Raw genomic sequence first — 19,349 nt, forward strand, 5'->3', positions numbered from 1 at the left:
CGCGCGCGCCCCCCCCCACCCGCGGGCGCGTCCGGGGCGGCCCCGCCCCCCCCCCCCCCGCGCCCCCGCCCCCCCCCCCCCCCCGGGGGGGGCCCCCCCCCCCGCCCCCCCCCCCCACCCCCGTTCGCGTGTCAGCCGTGGGTCTTGGCCAGCAGCTCCAGGACCTCCGCGGTCGTGCCGGTCTCGCCCAGACGCGGGAAGATCCGCTCCACGCTGTTGCGGTGCGTCTCCGCGTCCATGTCGCTCATGGCGTCGGTGGCCAGCGTGACGTGGTAGCCGTGCTCGTGGGCCGCACGGGCGGTGGACTCCACGCCGATGCTGGTGGCGATGCCGGTCAGCACGATCTGCGTCACCCCGCGGCGGCGCAGCTGGACGTCCAGGTCGGTGCCGTGGAAGGCGCCCCAGTTGTGCTTGGTGACGGTGATGTCGCCCGCGTGGCCGGCCAGCTCGGGAACGATCACGTCCCAGCCCTCGGGGCGGGTGCCGCCGCCCGCGCGGAAGGCCTCGGTGCGGCCGGGCACGGCGTCGGCGAAGTCGTCGGCGAAGGAGACCCGGACGAGGACGACCGGCAGGCCGTGGGCGCGGAAGGCGTCGGCCAGCTCGACCGTCCGGGTGACCACCTCGGTGCCCGGGTAGGGGACGGTCGGCGCGGCGGTGATGCCGGCCTGCAGATCGATCACCACGAGGGCGGTGCGCGGGTCGAGGGTGGTGAGTGCCATGTGCTCAGGCCTTTCGGGGGGAGAGATGTGCGAGCGGCCGGTCGGGCGGGCCGCTCGGCGAGAGCGGCGCCGGCCCGGCGGCCGGGAACGGGGCCGGGCCGTGCGGCCCGCCCGGACCGGCGTGCCGGGGGAGGATCCCCGCGAAGGCGGGGGAGCGCCCCCGGCACGCCGAGGTGGACGAAGAAGCCCGACGACCGTCGCGGTCGTGGACGGCTCGGGCGGGCCCAGGTGTCACGACTGCGTCAGCCGCTCCATCAGGGCGAACGCCTCGATGAGCGTCTGCCGCTCGTCCTCGGTGAACCGGTCCTCCAGGGCCCGGGTCAGCCACTCCGCGCGGACCTGCCGGTTGCCCTCGATGCGCTCCCGGCCGCTCTCGGTCAGCGTGACGAGCTGGCGTCGACCGTCGTCCGGGTCCGGGCCGCGCCGGATCAGACCGTGCTGTTCCAGGGCGGCCAGTGTGGCGGCCATCGACTGCGGGCGGACCCCTTCGGCGCAGGCCAGGGCGCTGGCTGTGGCGGCGCCGTGCTTGCCGACCAGGGTGAGCGCGGAGACCTGCGACGGCGTGAGCTCGTCGTCCCGCCCGACCTCGCGGATCCGCCGCCGCAGCCGGCTGAACACCACCCGGAGGTCGCGCGCGGCCCGCGCGGCGGAGACGGAGACACCCTCGGGCGCCTCGGTGGGCTTCTGGTCCATGCCGCCACCGTAGGACCGTGAGGCGAAACTGTCCAGTTGGGACTGAACAGTTTCACCTGAAGGCTTTCCGGGGCCCCGGACGGCGCTCCGCAGTACGCTGGCCGGGTGCGTCTGCTTCTGATGTCCGACACCCATCTCCCCAAGCGCGCCAAGGAACTGCCGGAGCGACTGCTCGCCGAGCTCCCGCACGCGGACGTGGTCTTCCACGCCGGGGACTGGGTCGACACCGCCACCCTGGACCTGCTGGAGAGCCGCTGCCGCCGGCTGATCGGCGTCCACGGCAACAACGACGGCCCCGCACTGCGCGCCCGCCTGCCGGAGGTGGCCCGCGCCGAACTGGAGGGGCTGCGTTTCGGCGCCGTCCACGAGACCGGGCCCGCCCAGGGCCGCGAGACGCGCTGCGCCGCCCGCTTCCCCGACCTCGACGTGCTGGTCTTCGGGCACAGTCACATCCCCTGGGACACCACCGCGGCCACCGGGCTGCGCCTGCTCAACCCCGGCTCGCCGACCGACCGCCGCCGCCAGCCCCAGTGCACCTTCATGACCGCCACCGTCGCCGACGGCCGTCTCGCCGAGGTCGAACTGCACCGGTTGCCGCAGCGCCGGGCGCGGTGACGACACGCGATCCGCTCTGGTGGCGCCCTCGGGCCACGACTCCGGGAGCACGGCGGAGGGCGGCCCGGTCAGGGGCCGCCCCAGGGTCACTTTTCCCTTTCTCGTTTCCGACTTCTCGGCGAGATCCGGGCCGCTCCGTGCGCGGAAGCAGCCCGGAAGCTGCGAGTATGCGCTGTCACGGACCTCCTTCCAGCGGTAGGTGTGCCGCACATGTGCTGCAGAGGCGTGCATGCCTCATCCGTTGCAGCCCCGCCTACCCCTCCTGAGGGGACTCAACCGCCCAACCCGGAAAACCGGGAAAAAATCGGAATCCCGCCCGTCACAGGGGTGACACACGGCCACAGGCGACCCGGTGGCCCGCGCCGACCCCAGGAGTGACGGATCGACTTCCCGCTCGCGGCCGGGCGGTCAGGCGGAGCGGCCCGCGTGAATGGCTCCCGCCGTAGCGGTCAGGGGTGCGCCCGTGCCGCCCCAGCGCAGCGAGACGATCTCGGCCGCGACGGACACGGCCACCTCCTCGGGGGTGCGGGCGCCCAGGTCGAGGCCGACCGGCGAGCGCAGCCGGGACAGCTCGGCCTCGGACAGCCCCGCCTCCAGCAGCCGCCGCATGCGCTCCCGGTGGGTACGGCGGCTGCCCATCGCCCCGATGTAGGCGGCCGGCCGACGCAGCGCCTCCTCCAGCAGCGGCACGTCGAACTTCGGGTCGTGGGTGAGGACGCAGACCACGGTGCGTTCGTCGGTCTCCGTGGCGCGCAGATAGCGGTGCGGCCAGTCCACGACGACCTCCACCGCGGCGGGGAACCGCTTCGGCGTGGCGAACACCGGTCGGGCGTCGCACACCGTGACCCGGTAGCCCAGGAAGGCGCCGATCCGGGCGACCGCGGCGGCGTAGTCGATGGCGCCGAACACCAGCATCCGCGGCGGCGGGGCGAAGGAGTGCAGGAACACGGTCACGGCGTCCTCGCGGCGCTCGCCGCGCGCCCCGTAGTGCCGTGTTCCGGTCGCGCCCAGGGCGAGTTCGCCGCGGGCGTCCGCGGTGACCGCGACGTCCAGGCCGGGCGCGCCGAGCGTGCCCCTCGCCTCCCGGGGCCACACGGCGAGCGTCGCACCGCGCGGCGCGGGCCCGTCGACCGCGGTCGCCACGGTCACCGGTTCGCCGGCGCTCACCGACGCCGCGACCGCGCCGAAGGACGGATCCGACTCGGGCGTCACGGGCCGGACCAGCACACCGATCTCACCGCCGCAGGTGAGACCGACCGCGAAGGCGTCCTCGTCGCTGTAGCCGAAGGCGGCCAGGCGCGCCTCACCGCTCGCCACGACCTCCCGGGCCAGCTCGAAGACCGCCCCCTCCACGCAGCCTCCGGACACGCTGCCCACCACCTCGTCGTCCGGGCCCAGTGCCATCGCCGCGCCGGGGTCGCGCGGCGCGCTGCGGCTGACCGAGACGACGGTGGCCAGCGCGAAGGGCGCTTTCGCCGCGTACCAGCGCGCCAGCACCGGAAGAATGTCCCGCACGCTCCGTCCCTTCCCGCGCCCTCCCGCCCCGCCGTGTGGCCGGCGTCCGCGCCCGGGGCGATCCGGTGCGCCGATCCGGGGCGGGCGGCGCGCCGGACCGGACGAGCGACCGTCGAACTCCGGGGCGTCGGCGACCGGTGTGGTGCAGGCCACTCTAAGGCCGAGCCCGATGTGCGGCGAGTGCTGCCGACGGGGCCCTCCTTCCGTGCCGTCGACACACTCTCCCGTGACGTCGGTCTGACCGAAACTTTCGAAGTCAGTTCGAGACGTTGCGGGGCAATTTCACGGCAAGGTGCTCCGGTGTGACCGGGGTTCCCCGCGAGCGGCGGTCGGCCGAATCGGTTGCCGCGCACGCCTTGACCCTGTTGAGCGGCCGCCCTTACATTCCCCCAAGTCATTCGTATTCATGATGGTCGTTCATGTATGCGATCGCCCATCGGATGGGGTCGTCATGCTTGAGGGCATTCTGTTCTTTCCCGTCACCCCCTTCGCCGCAGATGGTTCGCCAGATGTACCGAAACTTTCGCCACGCTCTCCGGCCCGGAGCCGGGCCCCGGCGCGACGGCCCCGCACCCGGTGGCGGAACAGGCCTGACCCGGCCCGCCCCCGACCGGAACGACCGCGCGCACCAGGCACCGCCCCCGACCGGAACGACCGCACGCACCAGGCACCGCCCCCGACCGGGGCACGGCACGAACCACCCCCCGAAGCGGGGCACGCGCGCACCCCACCCGAAGCGAACGAGTTGGAGGCACACCCCGTATGAGACGAGCATCCTCGCTGGTGAGCGTCGCGGCCGCGCTGGTCGCCGGCGCGGCGGGCTTCACCGCGCACCAGGCGTCCGGCACACAGAGCGCCGCATCCGCCCCCGTGCCCTCCGCCGGCACGGTATCCGCCACCACGGCGGCGGCGAGCGGGCGCTGGGTCGACACCTGGGCGTCCATGCCCCAGCTGACCGAGCCCGGCAACATGCCGCCCGCGCCGTTCACCGGAACCGACCACGTCCTCCAGAACGCCACCCTGCGCCAGACCGTGCACGTCGCCCTGGGCGGAGGCCAGGTGCGGCTGCGCCTGTCCAACGCCTTCGGCGGCGCCGACCTGCCGGTCACCAAGGTGTCCGTGGCCCGGCCCGCCGGCGGCAGGGCCGGCGTCGGCGCGATCGTGCCCGGCAGCGGCCGGGAGGTGACCTTCGGCGGGCAGCGGGGCTTCGACGTCCCGCAGGGCGCCCAGGCGGTCAGCGACCCGCTCGACCTCGACGTACGGGCCGGCACGAACCTCACCGTGACCCTCTACCTCGCCGACGGCCAGGCCTCCACCGATGTCACCTCGCACCCGGGCTCCCGGACGACGTCGTACATGGTGGCCGGCGACCACGTCGACGACACGGACCTGACCGGAGCCGCCACCGCCGACCACTGGTACTTCCTCAGCGGCCTGGAGGTCCGGCCGCGGCAGGCCGCCTCCGCCACCGTCGTCCTCGGCGACTCGCTCAGCGACGGCCGCGGGTCCACCACGAACGGCAACGACCGCTGGCCGGACCAGCTCCAGGACCGGTTGCGCTCCCGCGCCGCGACGGCCGGCATCGCGGTGATCAACCAGGCGGCGGGCGGCAACCGCGTCCTGCACGACGGCCTCGGCCCGAACGCCCTGGCACGGCTGGACCGCGACGTCCTCGCCCAGAGCGGCGTGGACCGGCTCATCGTCTTCGAGGGCGTCAACGACATCGGCACGGCCGGCACGTCCGAGGCGGAGTCGCAGCGGATCACCGCGGACCTCATCGGCGCCTACCGGCAGATCGTCACCCGCGCCCACGCCCAGGGCATCCGCGTCTACGGGGCCACCCTGACCCCGTTCGGCGGCAACGACTACGACGACCCGGCCGGCGCCCACGAGGCGGCCCGGCAGGCGGTCAACCGGTGGATCCGCACCAGCGGACGGTTCGACGCCGTCATCGACCTCGACAAGGCGGCCCGGGACCCGCGCCGGCCCGGCCGGCTGCTGCCCGCCTACGACACCGGCGACCACCTCCACCTGAACCCCGCCGGCTACCGCGCCCTCGGGGACGCGGTGCCCCTCGGGCTCTTCGAGCCCGGCCCGCGGTAGAGGAGGGGCCGCGGCACAGGGCGCACGCAGGGGTGGGCCGGGCCGCGAGCCGGCGGCGTCCGTGAGCCGCTCGAAAGGCCGGGGCGTCAGATCGCCCCGGCCAGCTCCTCGACCGCGGCCAGCACCGGCGCGACGCCGTCCTCCGCGCGGATCCGTGCGCCCAGCGCCTCGGCCCGCGCCCGGTGGCCGGGGTGGCGGGTGGCCCGTACGAGCGCCGCGGCGAGCGTCTCGGCGGTCAGCCGGCGCAGCGGCACGGCGCAGGGGGCCACTCCCAGCCGGACCAGCCGAGCGGCCCAGAAGCCCTCGTCGAACTGGACCGGCAGGGGCACCGCGGGCACCCCGGCCCGCAGTCCCGCCGCCGTCGTGCCCGCCCCCGCGTGGTGCACCACGGCGGCCATGCGGGGGAACAGGGCCGAGTGCGGGACCTCCCCGATGGTGAGCATGCCGTCACCGGCCGCCTCCAGCCCGCCCCACCCGCGCTGCACCACCCCGCGCAGCCCGGCCCGGCGCAGCGCGCGCACGACCGTCCCGCTCAGCCGGCGCGGATCGGGCACGGTGGCGCTGCCGAGGCCGACGAAGACCGGGGGCGGCCCGGCGTCCAGGAACCGGAGCAGTTCGGCGGGGAGCCGGTCGTCACGGTCGTACGGCCACCAGTAGCCGCACACCTGGAGACCGGCCCGCCAGTCCCGCGGCCGGGGCACCACCAGTTCGCTGAAGCCGTGCTGCACCGGCCGCCGCAGTCCCGCGCGGATGTGCCAGGGCGTCGCGACGCGGGCGGCGGGCAGCCCCAGCCGGGACCGCACGGTGGGCACGGCCGCCGAGAAGACCCGTTCCACGGCCAGGTTCACGCCGTGCCCGGCCAGCCGGTTCGCCGCCGTCCCCCACTGGCCGCCGCCGAGCAGCGGGGGAGCGAACTCCCCGGTGGGCGAGAGGGGTTGCAAGTGGGTGCCCATGCTGGGCTTGCCCAGCGCCTCGGCGATGGCGTGCCCGACCGGGCCGAGGGACCCGGACAGCAGCAGGACGTCGCTCTTCTCGGCCGCCGCGACCAGGTCGTCGGTCATCCGCGCGACGGCCGCCCGCGCCAGCCCGACGGCCCGCACCATCTTCCCCGCGCTGGTGGCGCTGCGGTGCAGGCCCCGGCCGCGCGAGGAGTCCAGCTCGGCCCGTGGGTCCACCGGCAGCGGATGGAAGCCGAGACCCGAGCCCTCGACCAGCGGCTCGAAGCACCCGTGGGTGACGAGCGTGACCTCGTGGCCCGCACGGGCCAGGCCGTGCCCGAGCCCGGTGAAGGGGGCCACGTCACCCCGGGATCCCGCCGTCATGATCGCAACGCGCACGTCGGCCAGTATGCGGGCGGCGCGCCCCGCCGCCCGTGAACGACCCGTGGGATGTCGGCGCCGTCACCCCACCACGGCGCCCGGCTGACCCTACGAGGAGTCGCCGCTCGCCGACACCCTGCGCTCCGGGCGCAAGCACCGGGTGCGCGGGCGAGCGCGCGGCGGCGGCCCCGCGCGCGACCGGACCCGCCGCCGGCCCCGGCACGGTGCCGGCGGCGGGGACGTCATGGAATACGTTGCTCGGTCGCGCCGGTCAGACGCCGAGCTGCCGGGCCGCGGCGTCCACGGTCTGCTCCAGCAGCGTGGCGATGGTCATGGGGCCGACACCGCCCGGCACCGGCGTGATCAGCGATGCCCGCTCCGCCGCCGAGTCGAAGTCCACGTCGCCGACGTTGCCCGCGTTGTAGCCGGCGTCGATCACCACCGCGCCCGGCTTGACGTCCTCGCCCTTGATGAGCCGCGGCCGGCCCACGGCGGCGACCACGACGTCGGCCTCCCGGACCACGGCCGACAGGTCCCGGGTCCGCGAGTGGCAGTAGGTCACCGTGGCGTCGCGGCCGAGCAGCAGCATGCCCACCGGCTTGCCCAGGATCGCGCTGCGCCCGACCACGACGGCCCGCTTGCCGGCGAGGTCGACGTCGTAGGCGTCCAGCAGGCGCAGGATGCCGCCGGGCGTGCAGGAGACGAAGCCCGGCCCGCCGAAGCTCATCGTCGCGAAGGAGGCGAAGGTGACGCCGTCGACGTCCTTCTCGGGCGCGATCGCCTCGAACGCGGCCCGCTCGTCGATGTGTTCGCCCACCGGGTGCTGCAGCAGGATGCCGTGCACGGCCGGGTCCTGCGAGAGCGAGCGCAGTGTGCCGACCAGTTCCTCGGTACCGGTCTCGGCGGGCAGCTCCACATGGCGGGAGACGATGCCGGCCTTGCGGCACCGGTTCTGCTTCATGCGCACATAGGTGACGGAGGCCGGGTCCGCGCCGACCAGCACCGTGGCCAGGCAGGGCGCGGCGCCGGTGCGGTCGGTGAGTTCGGCGGCCCGCAGCGCGGTCCGCTCCACGATGCGGCGGGCGAGCGCGGTGCCGTCCATGAGACGTGCCTGGGACATGGTCCACTCCTGAGCGTTCGACGGATCGCCCAGGCGCGCGGCTGTGACTCGGTGTGGACCGCTCCCCGGTGGTGCTCCACCTCAGCGCCAGTCACGGTCCCGCCCCAGCTTAAGGCCTGCCCGCCGGAGCGGGCCCCCGGGTTCTCGGCGGGCGTCGGCACGGCTCAGCGGCGGCGGGCGCGCCGCGCGCACCGGGCTGCGAGGCGGGGCCGGGCCGCCCGCAGCAGCGATCGGACCAGCACGGCGGTCACCGACCGGCCGGCCGCCGGGACCGGCCGGGACGGCCCCGGAACGATCGAGCGGGACCGGCCCAGGCCCACGTGGGCCGAGAAGGACCAGGTCAGCCGGGAGCTGACCTGGAATCGCGCGGTCCGCCTCCCTATGCGTCCCATGCCTGGATCATGGTCTCGTCCCGCCCCCGCGGGACCTCGGACCGGGTCGGCCGGGCGTCGCGGTCCACGACGCGCACCTGAGCGTCGTCGGTGTGGAGCGAGCCCAGGGTGGACGCCGTGTGCTCCTCGACACCGCGGCGCAAGGTGTCGGATGCGTGGCTTGCCATGGTGACCTCCGGCGAGGGCCGCGGCCCGGACGGGAGCGGCCGCGACGGGCCTCACTTCGAGCGTCCTCCGCCCCGCCGGGCTCGGCAAGCCCGGCCGCGGGCGCGGGAGGGCGACCTCGGCCGGGTCTCGTGCCGTCAGCGATCACCGGCGCGTAGGGTCGAGGGGACGAACACCGGTCGACGGAAGGGACCACCATCATGGCGCAGGAAGTGCGCGGCGTGATCGCACCCGGGAAGAACGAACCCGTACGGGTCGAGACGATCGTCGTGCCGGACCCCGGGCCCGGCGAGGCCGTGGTGCGGGTCCAGGCCTGCGGCGTCTGCCACACCGACCTGCACTACAAGCAGGGCGGCATCAACGACGAGTTCCCCTTCCTCCTCGGCCACGAGGCGGCCGGCGTCGTGGAGTCGGTCGGCGACGGCGTCACCGACGTCGCGCCCGGCGACTTCGTGATCCTCAACTGGCGTGCGGTGTGCGGCACATGCCGCGCCTGTCTGCGCGGCCGCCCCTGGTACTGCTTCGACACCCACAACGCGAAGCAGAGGATGACCCTCACCGACGGCACCGAGCTGTCCCCGGCGCTCGGCATCGGCGCGTTCGCCGAGAAGACGCTCGTCGCGGCCGGCCAGTGCACCAAGGTCGACCCGGCCGTCTCCCCGGCCGTGGCCGGACTGCTCGGCTGCGGTGTGATGGCCGGCATCGGCGCCGCGATCAACACCGGCGGCGTGGGCCGCGGCGACTCGGTCGCCGTCATCGGCTGCGGCGGCGTCGGGGACGCCGCGATCGCCGGTGCCCACCTGGCGGGCGCGGCCAAGGTCATCGCCGTCGACATCGACGACCGCAAACTGGAGACCGCCCGCACCATGGGCGCCACCCACACCGTCAACTCCAAGGACACCGACCCCGTCGAGGCGATCCGCGAACTGACCGGCGGCTTCGGCGCCGACGTCGTCATCGAGGCGGTCGGCCGCCCGGAGACGTACCGACAGGCCTTCTACGCCCGCGACCTGGCCGGCACGGTCGTCCTGGTCGGCGTGCCGACGCCGGAGATGCGGCTCGAACTGCCGCTGCTGGACGTCTTCGGCCGCGGCGGCTCCCTCAAGTCCAGCTGGTACGGAGACTGCCTGCCCTCCCGCGACTTCCCGATGCTCATCGACCTCCACCTCCAGGGCCGCCTGCCGCTGGACCAGTTCGTCACCGAGACCATCCGACTGGACGAGGTGGAGAAGGCGTTCGAGCGGATGCACCACGGCGACGTGCTGCGCTCGGTGGTGGTGCTGTGATGGCCGCCCGGATCGAACACCTGGTCACCTCGGGGAAGTTCACCCTCGACGGAGGTTCCTGGGACGTCGACAACAACGTGTGGATCGTCGGCGACGACCACGAGGCCGTCGTCATCGACGCCGCCCACGACGCCGAGGCCATCGCGGAGGCGGTGGGGGACCGCCGGCTGACCGCGATCGTGTGCACGCACGCCCACGACGACCATGTCAACGCCGCCCCCGCCCTCGCCGAGCGCACCGGCGCGAAGATCTGGCTGCACCCCGACGACCTGCCGCTGTGGCGGATGACCCACCCGGACCGGGAGCCCGACGAGCACCTCGCCGACGGGCAGGTGATCGAGGCCGCGGGCGCCGACCTGACCGTTCTGCACACCCCCGGCCACGCCCCGGGCGCCGTCTGCCTGCACGACCCCGGACTCGGCGTCGTCTTCACCGGCGACACCCTCTTCCAGGGCGGGCCCGGCGCCACCGGCCGCTCCTACTCCCACTTCCCGACGATCGTCGACTCGATCCGCGACCGCCTGTTGACGCTGCCGCCCGAGACGAAGGTCCTCACCGGGCACGGCGACAGCACCACCATCGGCGACGAGGCCCCCCACCTCCAGGAGTGGATCGCCCGCGGGCACTGAGTCCCGCCGGCCGCGTGCGGCCCGGCCCGGCCGGGCCGCACGCGACGGTTGAAGACCGCTCGTGGGCCCTGACCTCGACGACGGCGACAGGCGACAGGCCCTCGGCGGAGGGGGACGAACCCTCGGCGACCGGCCCCCACGGGCCCTCGGCGGGCGACGACGGGCTGCGGGCCGGTGAAGACCGCCGCTCGCCGCGTCGAGCGGCGGCCCGCTCGGCCGGCTACCCCCGGCCGGCCGACGGCAGCTGTGTGCCGGGCAGGGGCCATCGGGCCGGGTGGCCCGGAGGCAGCGCCAAGTCCTCCCGCACGGCGGCGTAGTAGCCCTCGCGCGCGGCCCGCTGTCGCTGCAACAACGCCTGCCAGGCCTCCGGTTCACGCCGTCCGTCGCGCAGGAACCGCTCCATCTCCATCGCCACGACGACCCACGCCCTGGCCCTCTCCACGACCTGGGGGCTGCCCAGCATGAGCAGCGCCTCGCCCGAAGGGTCCCGGGCGAGCGCGGCTTCCGTCAGCAGCGGCTCGGCCTCGTCGAGGGGCAGGGGATGCGGATGCGGATCGTTGCCGAGGTGCGAGGCCACCCGGTAGGTCAGTGTGACCGACTGCTTGAGCGTGCGCGCGTACTCGGTGTACACGGCGAGCCGGCGCTCCTCCCAACGGGTCGTCCGCTCCCTGCGGAACCGGGCCCGGTCGCTGCGCACGACCGCCATGTAGGAACCGAGCGCGCCGATCACGACACCGAGGAGCGCGGGAAGTTGCTGTATGAACGCGGACATGCGGCGCACGTTATCCGCCGCCGCCGACGGCCGGGCGCCCCGACCGCGACCGTCCCCGCCCGGCGCGCCCGAATGTCACCGTTTCGTCTCGACCCGAGGCGGCTCACAACCACGGCCCCCCGGCAGCTGTCTACGTGTCCGAGAACGCAGACACACGAACCCGGTCGAGGGGGAAGGACAGCCGCCCATGAGGCAGATAGGCAGACGGGGAGCCGTCGTACTCGGCGTCACCTCGCTGGTGGCGCCGCTCACACTCGCGCTCGGCGCCGCGCCGGCGCAGGCGGCGAGCTGCACGACGAGCAAGGGCCCCTACCAGAAGCAGGTGGAGAAGTTCCTCGGCCGCCCGGTCGACGGACGGCAGTCGGCCGCCGACTGCTCGGCGATCCGGGCCTTCCAGAACAAGCACGGCATCACGCCCGCCATCGGCTACGCCGGTCCCGTCACCTGGGGCGTGATGGATCTCATGAACAAGCAGAAGGCCGTCGGGAAGAACCCGAACAAGGCCGGCAAGTGCCCGACGAACAAGGGCCGCATCGCCTGCGTCGACCTCACGCTCCAGCTCAGCTGGATCCAGGACGGCAAGAAGCTCGTGTACGGGCCGGTGCCCGTGCGCACCGGACGCGACGGCTACGAGACCCGCACCGGGCTGAAGAAGGTCTACTGGCGTGACCTCCACCACGTCTCGACCCTCTACGACGTGGCCATGCCGTACAGCCAGTTCTTCGACGGCGGGCAGGCCTTCCACTCGGTCGGCGTGAGCATGTGGAACCCGCCGGGCTCCCACGGCTGCGTCAACATGACCGCCAAGGACGCCAAGAAGTACTGGTCGCTGCTGAAGAAGGGTGACGACGTCTACGTGTACGGCCGCAAACCGGGAACGTGAGCCGGGCGAGGGCGGGTTGGGCCGGGTCGACGTGATGAGGGACACGGTCCGGAATGTCCGTATCGGTCGCACTTACTCACAGCGTCTTCACGTCGACCGGCATATGCTTCACAGCATGTCCACCACTGTTGAAACCGCCTCCGAGCGATCGGCCGCGGAGGTCAACGAGGAGATCCGTGCGCTGTGGCGCCGGTCGGGCGGGACACTGACCACCGAGCAGCGCGAGGTGTACCAGCGCCTCGTCCTGGAGTGGGCCCAGGCCGCTCCGCACTCGGACCGCGCGGCCTGACCCGCCTCCGGCTCCAGGCATCGGACGTCCGTCCGGGGGCACCCCTTTGCGAACGGGTGCCCTTCCGACCTCCCGGGCCCTCGCCTCTCCGTACCGACCTGGCCCGCCGGCCGGGCTCTCGCCGCCGCCGGCCTCGCCGGCCCCTGGCCCTGCCCCTCCTCGGCCTCGCCGTCCTCGGCTCCCGCCGTCCCGTGCGAGCGGGGTCCGGTCAGCCCCAGCTCGCCGAGTAGTGACGCCGGTACTCCTTGCGGTCGCGCTCCGAGCGGATCCACCGCGCCGCCACCAGCGTGATCAGGCTGCCCGCCAGCACCAGCAGCCCCGGGCCGACGGCGCGCGGGTCGGTCAGCCGGGCCACCAGTGTGTCCCCGGTCGTGCCGCCCGTGACCGGCGCCGACGAGCCGGGGGAGACGGCGCCCCGTGCGGGAGCGCTGTGCGGGGCCGGGGCCGACGAGGACGACGCGGTCGCTCCGCCGGAGGGAGCCGTGCCACCGCCCGCGCCCTGTCCCGAAGCCGAGACGATCAGCCGCACCCCCAGCGCGGCCATCGCCCTGGTCACCGGCTGGAAGAAGGTCGTACCGCCCGTCGTGCAGTCGCCGCTGCCGCCCGAGGTCACCCCCAGGGCGATCCCCTCCGAGAACAGCGGGCCGCCGCTGTCGCCCGGCTCGGCGCACACCGTGGTCTGGATCAGGCCGGTGACGGTGCCCTCGGGATAGTTCACGGTCGCGTCCAGCCCGGTCACCTCCCCGTCGTGCAGCCCGCTCGTACTGCCGCTGCGGAACACCCGCTGCCCCACCGCCGCGTCGCCCGCCCCCGTGATCCGCACACCGTTGCCCCCGCCGATCGCCACCACATCCGCGCCCTGCCCGGCACGGCCGGAGGCGTACTCGACGAGCGAGAAGTCGTCACCGGGGAAGGACCCGGCGACCGTGCTGCCGAGCTGCCGGTCGCCCTGCCCGTCCGCGAACCAGGTCGATCCGGTGGGCCCGCAGTGACCGGCGGTGAGGATGAAGTCGCCGCGCCCGTCGGTCACGTTGAAACCGGCCGAGCAGCGCCCGCCGGCCGACAGGATGGGCTGCGCCCCGTTGAGCCGCGTGGTGAACTCGCCCTTGGCGCGCTCCATGCGCACGAACGAGCCGATGCCGTCCGCCACCCGGCTCATCCGGGCCCAGCCGGCCCGGGAGACGGTGCTGTCGGCCTCCACGGTCACCCGGTTCGTCCGGTAGTCCATGACCCATGCCGTGCCCGCCACCCGGGGCGCCGCGCGCAGGGTCGCCGCGGCCGATCTCAGCTCGTTCATGCTGTGCCGCACGAGCCGTGCCTCGGCCCCCGCCCGACGCACCTCGGCCGCCGCCCGCTCGTCCGTCACGGCGACGACCGTCCGTCCGTCGGAGCCGATCCAGCTGCCCGCCGTACGCGCCGTGCCGAGCCGCGCCACCAGGCCGGCGCCCGCCGCCGGGGCCGGCGCTGCGGACACGCGCACGGAGCCGCGCGGCACGGCCGGCGTCCCGGACGACTCACCGGCCATCGCCGCCTGCGCGACCATCGCCGTGCCGGCGAGAAGCCCCGCGACGGCCGTCAGCCGCACCACCCGCCGGACGACCCGTCGTCGTACGTGCCTCATATCTGGCTCCCGACCACCGCGCACCCGCACCTGAACACTGGACACCCGCTCCCGGCCACCGGACGCCGTTCCCGACGCCGCGACGCGCTCCGCCGACCGGGCGCGCCCCCCTCCATACGCGGCCCGCGGCACCCGTGTTCAGTCCCGCGACCACGTCCCGCGCGGGGCCGCGAGGGGCCCGGACCGCGGCGGCGCCCGCCGCGCACCGCCGGCGTCGTTCGGAACCACGGGCCGCGCCCCTATCTTGTGCGCATGAACAGGATCCCGAACGACTCGTCCGGTGAACCGAATCCGCTGCGCCTCCTCAGCCCCGACGACCTCCGCCGCCGCACCAGCATGAAGTGGCGCACCCACCCCGCCGACGTACTGCCGCTGTGGGTGGCCGAGATGGACGTGCCCCAGGCCGAGCCCGTGGTCCGGGCGGTCACCGACGCCCTCGCGCTCGGCGACACCGGCTACCCGGCCGGCACCGCCTACGCCGAGGCGCTCGCCGCCTTCGCGGCCGAGCGGTGGGGCTGGGACGCCCTCGCGGTGGAGCGCACCGCCATCGTGCCCGACGTGATGCTGGGCGTCGTGGAGATGCTGAAGCTGGTGACCGGACCCGGCGACCCGGTGATCGTCAACCCGCCGGTGTACCCGCCGTTCTTCCAGTTCGTCACGCACATGGACCGGCGGGTGGTGCGGGCGCCGCTCGGCGCGGACCTGCGCCTGGACCTCGGGGTCCTCGAAGAGGCGTTCCGGCGGGCCGTCGCGGACGGCGGACGCGCCGCCTACCTGCTGTGCAGCCCGCAGAACCCGACGGGCACCGTGCACACCGCCGCCGAACTCGCCGCCGTGGCCGCGCTCGCCGACCGCCATGGCGTACGCGTCGTCGCCGACGAGATCCACGCGCCGCTGCTACTGCCGCAACAGGCGACGTCCGCCCAGTCGCGACGCCCGGCACGCCCTCTCGCCGCACCGGCCGAAAGCCCGAGTACGTCCAGTACGAGGACTTCCGGCCGGCGCACCGAGAGCACGCACCGGACGCCGCTCCTCGAAGGGCGGACGCCGCCTGCCGCGGCACTGGCCGCCGGCGCCGGCTTCGTGCCGTACCTGAGCGTGCCGGGCGGGGAGCGGGGCCTGTCGCTGATGTCGGCGAGCAAGGGCTGGAACCTGCCCGGCCTCAAGGCCGCCCTCGCCGTCGCCGGCCCCGACGCCGCCGATGACCTCGCCCGGCTGCCCGAGGAGGTCGGGCACGGCGCGAGCCACCTCGGCGTCATCGCCCACACCGCGGCGCTGCGCGACGGCGCCCCGTGGCTGGACGCGCTGCTGGCCGGCCTCGACGACAACCGACGGCTGCTCGCCGCACTCCTCGCCGAGCGGCTGCCCCTCATCCGCTACCGCCCCGGTCAGGCCACGTATCTCGCCTGGCTGGACTGCCGTGCCCTCGGTCTCGGTGACGACCCCGCCGCGGCCTTCCTCGACCGCGGTCGGGTGGCCCTCAACTCCGGGCTCCCGTTCGGCTCGGGCGGCACGGGGCATGTGCGCCTGAACCTGGGGACCTCGCCGGAACTGCTCACCGAGGCGGTACGGCGTATGGCGGAGGCGGTCCGATGAGCACCGGACGCAGCCCGCTGGAGCGGCTCGCCGCCGGCAAGTACCTGCTGCTCACCAGCCACCGCCGCGACGGCACACCCGTCGCCACCCCGGTGTGGGTGGTCCGGGACGGCGCCGCGCTCGGCGTGTGGACGGCCGCGGACTCCTGGAAGGTCAAGCGCATCCGCCACCGCGCCGACGTCCTCGTCGGCCCCTGCGACTTGCGCGGCAACCCGACCGGCGAACAGGTTCCGGCCACGGCCGAGATCTGCGACGCGGCCACCACCGCCCGCTACCGCGGTCTGATCTCCCGCGAGTACGGTCTCGTCGGCCGTCTCACCCTCCTCGGCAGCCGGCTGCGCCGGGGTGAGCGGGGGACCGTAGGCATCAGAATCACCCTGACCGACTGACCGACTGACCGACTGACCGACTGACCGACTGACCGACTGACCGACTGACCGATGGACGGACTGGCTGATGGGCTGATGGGCTGACGAGCTGACTGGCCGATGGTCGGACGGGCGGGAAGGCTGACGGGCAGATGGTCAGACGGGCTGACTGTCAGACCTCCGGTACCGGGCGCGACGGCGACGCCGGCGACGGGATCTCGCCTTTCGCCCGGGCCTCCGCGTGGCGGCGGATCGGGCCCGGGACGCACCGCTAGGCTGCGGGGCGCCGCGGACGGGCGGGCGTCGTCGACGGTCCCCGGGCCGGGCACGGGACGACGGTCCGGCGCCGCCCGGGGAACCGGTGCGGCGCCGTCGAGGTGACGGAGCTGGTGCGCAGTGGAGGGGATCCGGGCCCGGAGCCTGGCGGTCGGGCGATGGCTCACCGGACGGGCCGGCTGGTGCCTGGCCGGCTCCGTGGCGCTGTACGTGCTGACCGCCCTCACCCGTCCGTCCCAGCCGTTGGACCTCAGCGTCTACCGGGGCGCCGCGCCGCACCTGTTCTCGGGCGGCCTGTACGACTTCGCGGTGCACACCGGGCCGCCCATCCCCGTACTGCCCTTCACCTACCCGCCGTTCGCCGCCCTGCTGTTCGTCCCGCTGGCGTACCTGCCCTGGGACGTGGTGCTGGTGCTGTGGCGGGGCGCCTCCGTCGCGGCCCTGCTCGTCGTCACCGCCGGCTCCCTGCGGCTGCTGTCCCCGCCGGCCGGCGGCCGGATCCGCGACCGCGCCCTGCTGTGGGCCGCCGCCGGACTGTGGCTGGAACCCGTACGTCACACGCTCGACCAAGGGCAGATCAACCTGCTCCTCGGCGCCGTCGTCGTCGGTGGCCTTGCCCTGTGCCGTACGGCGGTGGGGCGGGGCGCGGCCGTGGGGATCGCCGCGTCGGTGAAGCTGACCCCGGCCGTCGGCGGGCTGTACCTGCTGGCGACCCGGCAGTGGCGGGCGGCGGCGTGGGCGGCCGTCACCGGCGCGGCGGTCACGGCGCTGGCCTGGTGCGTCTCCCCGGGCCAGTCGTGGCGCTACTGGACGTCACTCGTCACGGACACGAGCCGGGTCGGCCCGGTGTGGACGGTGCGCAACCAGTCCCTGCGCGGAGCGCTCACCAGACTGCTCGGCCCGCAGACCGGTGCCTCCCCCGTCTGGTGGGCGGCGCTGGCGCTGGTGACCCTCGCGGCGGTGTGGGCCCTGCTGGTCGCGGTACGGCAGGGCGACCGGCTCGGCGTCCTGGTCGCCGTGCAGTTGTACGGGCTGCTGGTGTGCCCCATCTCGTGGAGCCACCACTGGATCTGGTGCGTGCCCGCCATGATCCGGCTCGCCCACGGCCCCCGGCGGCGGCGAGCGCTCAGCCGGGTCGCGCTCGCCCTGTGGGCGCTCGTCACCGCCGGGCGGCTGGTGCCGCGGCTGAGCGGTGTGGAGGACGCCTCCGTCCACTCCGGCCCGTACCCGGCGCTGCTGGCCTGGCCCGGGACGGCGTTCGCGGTCTGCGCGGTGCTGACGTTCCTCGCCCTCGCCGCCGGTCCCGTCGGGCGCCGCGCGCCGGCCGGGACCCTCGGCGGGCAGCGGTCCCGGGAGCGGGCCGACTCGCCGGTCACGGCGGTGGATTGACGATCCCGTCAGGTCCAGGCGCGGTACTCGTCCAGCAGCTGGAAGACCGGCTCGCCCCGCACCGGGTCCTTCGCGGTGGACAGCCGCACCCGGTCGCCGCCGTGGATGCCGATGGGCGGGCCCATGACCCGGCCCCGCACGACGAACCCCTCGTTCATCTCTATCAGCGACACGTTGCGCGCGGCGGGGGTGTTGCGGTGCACGACCGTGGAGTGGCGGACCGTGCCGACGCCCTCGCTGCGCTCGGTCCGCAGCTCGCTGCCCCGGCACACCGGGCACAGCAACCGGTGGTACATCGCGGTGCCGCACCAGGCGCAGCGCTGGAAGCACAGGGCCTCCGCGTCGCGGCCCGCGGGCTCCAGGAGGCCGGTGGCGGAGCCGGCCACCGGATGAACGGCGTTCCCTGAGTGGTGGTACACGCTGGTCAACTCCCTGCGCTCGGCCGGAATCCCCATCCCGCGTGCCCGGCGAAGCCCGCGCACGCCCGTGCCCGGTCGGCGGTGCCGCCGTGCACGGCCCACAGAGTATGGCACTGAGTGCCGTAGGTAAAGGTACTGCGTACCGCCAATTGCGGGCTCGAGGCCCGGGGGAGCGGCAGGGGCGAGGGCGGGGGCAGGGCTCCCGGGCGGCGCGGGGCGGCACTCAGTGCAGTGAGGGCGGGGGCGCCGCGCCCCGCACGGCCCCGACCGGCGGCCGAAGTAACCTTTCTCCGCCTCTCCCGCACCGCGCGCCGAACCCCCAGGAGCCCGCCATGCCGTCCGCACGCCCCCGCCTCCTCTACGTCACCGACCTGGCGTATCCGGCGCGCGGGCGCCGCTACTGCGACGAGGACATCCGGCTGACCGCCCGCCTGCGCGAGGACTTCGACCTGGCCCTCGCGCATCCGCGGGACGCCGCCGCCCTGATGGCCGCCTTCGACGCCGTCGTCGTCCGCAACAGCGGGCCCGTCCTCGGGCACCAGGAGGCCTACGACGACTTCCGCGCCCGCGCGCTGGCCGCCGGAACCCTCGTCTACAACCCGCTCGACGGCCGGGCGGACATGGCGGGCAAGCAGTACCTCCTCGACCTGTCCGCCACCGGTCACCCGGTCATCCCCACGGTCGACCGCCCAGAGGACCTGCACCTGCTGCCCGCGGCCGACCGGTACGTGGTCAAACCGAAGCTGGGCGCCGACTCCATAGGGCTGCGCACCGTCCCCGCCGACGCCCTCCCCGGCCTGGCGGACGGCACCGTCCTCGTCCAGCCGCACGTCGACTTCGTCCACGAGATCTCCTTCTGCTTCGTCGACCACGACTTCCAGTACGCCCTCTACACCCCCGATCCCGGGCGGCGCTGGGAGCTGCGGCCGTACCGGCCGAGCGCGAGCGACCTGGAGTTCGCCCGGCACTTCATCGAGTGGAACACCCTCCGCCACGGCATCCAACGGGTCGACGCCTGCCGCGCGCCGAGCGGCGAACTCCTGCTGGTCGAGCTGGAGGACCTCAACCCGTACCTCTCGCTGGACGCCCTCGAAGCGTCCGACCAGGACGCTTTCGTCGCCGCCCTGAAGGCATCCCTGCACCGCTTCCTCGCCGTCGCGCACTGAGGGCAGGGCCGCGG

20 protein-coding genes and 1 riboswitch are annotated in these 19,349 nt (G+C 74.6%); of the genes, 10 read left to right on the forward strand and 10 right to left on the reverse strand.

The window, feature by feature from the left end; all coding sequences use genetic code 11:
- Positions 1-131: 131 nt before the first annotated feature.
- On the reverse strand, positions 132-719 hold the full coding sequence (locus tag ACH5A8_RS24185; RefSeq protein WP_399005173.1) for a hydrolase: 588 nt from the start codon (positions 717-719) through the stop codon (positions 132-134).
- 231 nt (positions 720-950) lie between these two features.
- A complete protein-coding gene (locus ACH5A8_RS24190) occupies positions 951-1,412 on the reverse strand; it encodes a MarR family winged helix-turn-helix transcriptional regulator (protein WP_399005174.1) in 462 nt (153 codons plus the stop codon).
- A gap of 105 nt (positions 1,413-1,517) precedes the next feature.
- Between ACH5A8_RS24190 and ACH5A8_RS24195 the strand changes: the two genes are divergently transcribed.
- Entirely contained in the window at positions 1,518-2,027 is a 510-nt protein-coding gene (locus ACH5A8_RS24195) for a metallophosphoesterase family protein (RefSeq protein ID WP_399005176.1), read from the forward strand.
- Positions 2,028-2,435: 408 nt separating this feature from the next.
- Here the strand turns inward: ACH5A8_RS24195 and ACH5A8_RS24200 are convergent, their stop codons facing one another.
- Positions 2,436-3,542: an XdhC family protein gene (locus ACH5A8_RS24200; protein ID WP_399005178.1), complete on the reverse strand. Its 1,107-nt coding sequence runs from the start codon at positions 3,540-3,542 to the stop codon at positions 2,436-2,438.
- Positions 3,543-4,304: 762 nt separating this feature from the next.
- On the opposite strand from ACH5A8_RS24200, the gene ACH5A8_RS24205 reads away from it, so the two are divergent.
- Entirely contained in the window at positions 4,305-5,645 is a 1,341-nt protein-coding gene (locus ACH5A8_RS24205) for an SGNH/GDSL hydrolase family protein (RefSeq protein WP_399005180.1), read from the forward strand.
- An 86-nt stretch (positions 5,646-5,731) separates the two neighbouring features.
- Here ACH5A8_RS24205 and ACH5A8_RS24210 read toward each other — a convergent pair whose 3' ends face one another.
- The 4 genes from ACH5A8_RS24210 to ACH5A8_RS24225 form a co-directional block, all read right to left on the reverse strand.
- Positions 5,732-6,967 carry a glycosyltransferase gene (locus ACH5A8_RS24210; RefSeq protein WP_399005330.1) on the reverse strand — a complete coding sequence of 412 codons (1,236 nt, stop codon included), beginning with the start codon at positions 6,965-6,967 and terminating at the stop codon, positions 5,732-5,734.
- A gap of 268 nt (positions 6,968-7,235) precedes the next feature.
- Positions 7,236-8,084: a bifunctional 5,10-methylenetetrahydrofolate dehydrogenase/5,10-methenyltetrahydrofolate cyclohydrolase gene (locus ACH5A8_RS24215; protein WP_399005182.1), complete on the reverse strand. Its 849-nt coding sequence runs from the start codon at positions 8,082-8,084 to the stop codon at positions 7,236-7,238.
- Between the two features lie 20 nt (positions 8,085-8,104).
- A riboswitch (ZMP/ZTP riboswitch) is annotated at positions 8,105-8,189 on the reverse strand.
- Between the two features lie 59 nt (positions 8,190-8,248).
- On the reverse strand, positions 8,249-8,476 hold the full coding sequence (locus ACH5A8_RS24220; protein WP_399005184.1) for a hypothetical protein: 228 nt from the start codon (positions 8,474-8,476) through the stop codon (positions 8,249-8,251).
- The gene (locus ACH5A8_RS24225; protein ID WP_399005186.1) at positions 8,464-8,643 is read right to left on the reverse strand and encodes a hypothetical protein; all 180 of its coding nucleotides are present in this window, start codon (positions 8,641-8,643) and stop codon (positions 8,464-8,466) included. The genes ACH5A8_RS24220 and ACH5A8_RS24225 overlap by 13 nt, the downstream gene beginning before the upstream one ends.
- A 198-nt stretch (positions 8,644-8,841) precedes the next feature.
- On the opposite strand from ACH5A8_RS24225, the gene ACH5A8_RS24230 reads away from it, so the two are divergent.
- Together ACH5A8_RS24230 and ACH5A8_RS24235 are read left to right on the forward strand one after the other, a co-directional pair.
- Positions 8,842-9,927, forward strand: a complete 1,086-nt coding sequence (locus tag ACH5A8_RS24230; protein ID WP_399005188.1) for an S-(hydroxymethyl)mycothiol dehydrogenase — start codon at positions 8,842-8,844, stop codon at positions 9,925-9,927.
- Positions 9,927-10,556, forward strand: a complete 630-nt coding sequence (locus ACH5A8_RS24235) for an MBL fold metallo-hydrolase (RefSeq protein ID WP_399005190.1) — start codon at positions 9,927-9,929, stop codon at positions 10,554-10,556. The genes ACH5A8_RS24230 and ACH5A8_RS24235 overlap by 1 nt, the downstream gene beginning before the upstream one ends.
- A 220-nt stretch (positions 10,557-10,776) precedes the next feature.
- On the opposite strand, the gene ACH5A8_RS24240 is transcribed toward ACH5A8_RS24235, so the two are convergent.
- Positions 10,777-11,328, reverse strand: a complete 552-nt coding sequence (locus ACH5A8_RS24240) for a hypothetical protein (RefSeq protein WP_399005192.1) — start codon at positions 11,326-11,328, stop codon at positions 10,777-10,779.
- A 187-nt stretch (positions 11,329-11,515) separates the two neighbouring features.
- Between ACH5A8_RS24240 and ACH5A8_RS24245 the strand changes: the two genes are divergently transcribed.
- A complete protein-coding gene (locus ACH5A8_RS24245) occupies positions 11,516-12,211 on the forward strand; it encodes a L,D-transpeptidase family protein (RefSeq protein ID WP_399005194.1) in 696 nt (231 codons plus the stop codon).
- A gap of 103 nt (positions 12,212-12,314) precedes the next feature.
- The gene (locus ACH5A8_RS24250) at positions 12,315-12,500 is read left to right on the forward strand and encodes a hypothetical protein (RefSeq protein WP_399005196.1); all 186 of its coding nucleotides are present in this window, start codon (positions 12,315-12,317) and stop codon (positions 12,498-12,500) included.
- A gap of 208 nt (positions 12,501-12,708) precedes the next feature.
- Here the strand turns inward: ACH5A8_RS24250 and ACH5A8_RS24255 are convergent, their stop codons facing one another.
- A complete protein-coding gene (locus tag ACH5A8_RS24255) occupies positions 12,709-14,121 on the reverse strand; it encodes a S1 family peptidase (RefSeq protein WP_399005197.1) in 1,413 nt (470 codons plus the stop codon).
- A 252-nt stretch (positions 14,122-14,373) separates the two neighbouring features.
- Here ACH5A8_RS24255 and ACH5A8_RS24260 point away from each other — a divergent pair, with 252 nt between their 5' ends.
- The 3 genes from ACH5A8_RS24260 (at position 14,374) to ACH5A8_RS24270 (ending at position 17,750) form a co-directional block, all read left to right on the forward strand.
- Positions 14,374-15,717: a MalY/PatB family protein gene (locus tag ACH5A8_RS24260; protein WP_399005199.1), complete on the forward strand. Its 1,344-nt coding sequence runs from the start codon at positions 14,374-14,376 to the stop codon at positions 15,715-15,717.
- Positions 15,714-16,106, forward strand: coding sequence for a PPOX class F420-dependent oxidoreductase (locus ACH5A8_RS24265; protein ID WP_399005201.1), 393 nt, complete (start codon positions 15,714-15,716; stop codon positions 16,104-16,106). Before ACH5A8_RS24260 ends, ACH5A8_RS24265 begins: the two co-directional genes overlap by 4 nt.
- Positions 16,107-16,481: 375 nt before the next feature.
- Entirely contained in the window at positions 16,482-17,750 is a 1,269-nt protein-coding gene (locus ACH5A8_RS24270; protein WP_399005203.1) for a glycosyltransferase 87 family protein, read from the forward strand.
- 8 nt (positions 17,751-17,758) lie between these two features.
- Here the strand turns inward: ACH5A8_RS24270 and ACH5A8_RS24275 are convergent, their stop codons facing one another.
- Positions 17,759-18,169, reverse strand: a complete 411-nt coding sequence (locus ACH5A8_RS24275) for a Zn-ribbon domain-containing OB-fold protein (protein WP_399005205.1) — start codon at positions 18,167-18,169, stop codon at positions 17,759-17,761.
- A 332-nt stretch (positions 18,170-18,501) separates the two neighbouring features.
- Here ACH5A8_RS24275 and ACH5A8_RS24280 point away from each other — a divergent pair, with 332 nt between their 5' ends.
- Complete coding sequence (locus ACH5A8_RS24280; RefSeq protein WP_399005207.1) at positions 18,502-19,335, forward strand: hypothetical protein; 834 nt, start codon at positions 18,502-18,504, stop codon at positions 19,333-19,335.
- Positions 19,336-19,349: the final 14 nt, after the last annotated feature.

The sequence above is a fragment of the Streptomyces sp. NPDC018610 genome, from assembly GCF_044391765.1.
Taxonomy (GTDB): domain Bacteria; phylum Actinomycetota; class Actinomycetes; order Streptomycetales; family Streptomycetaceae; genus Streptomyces.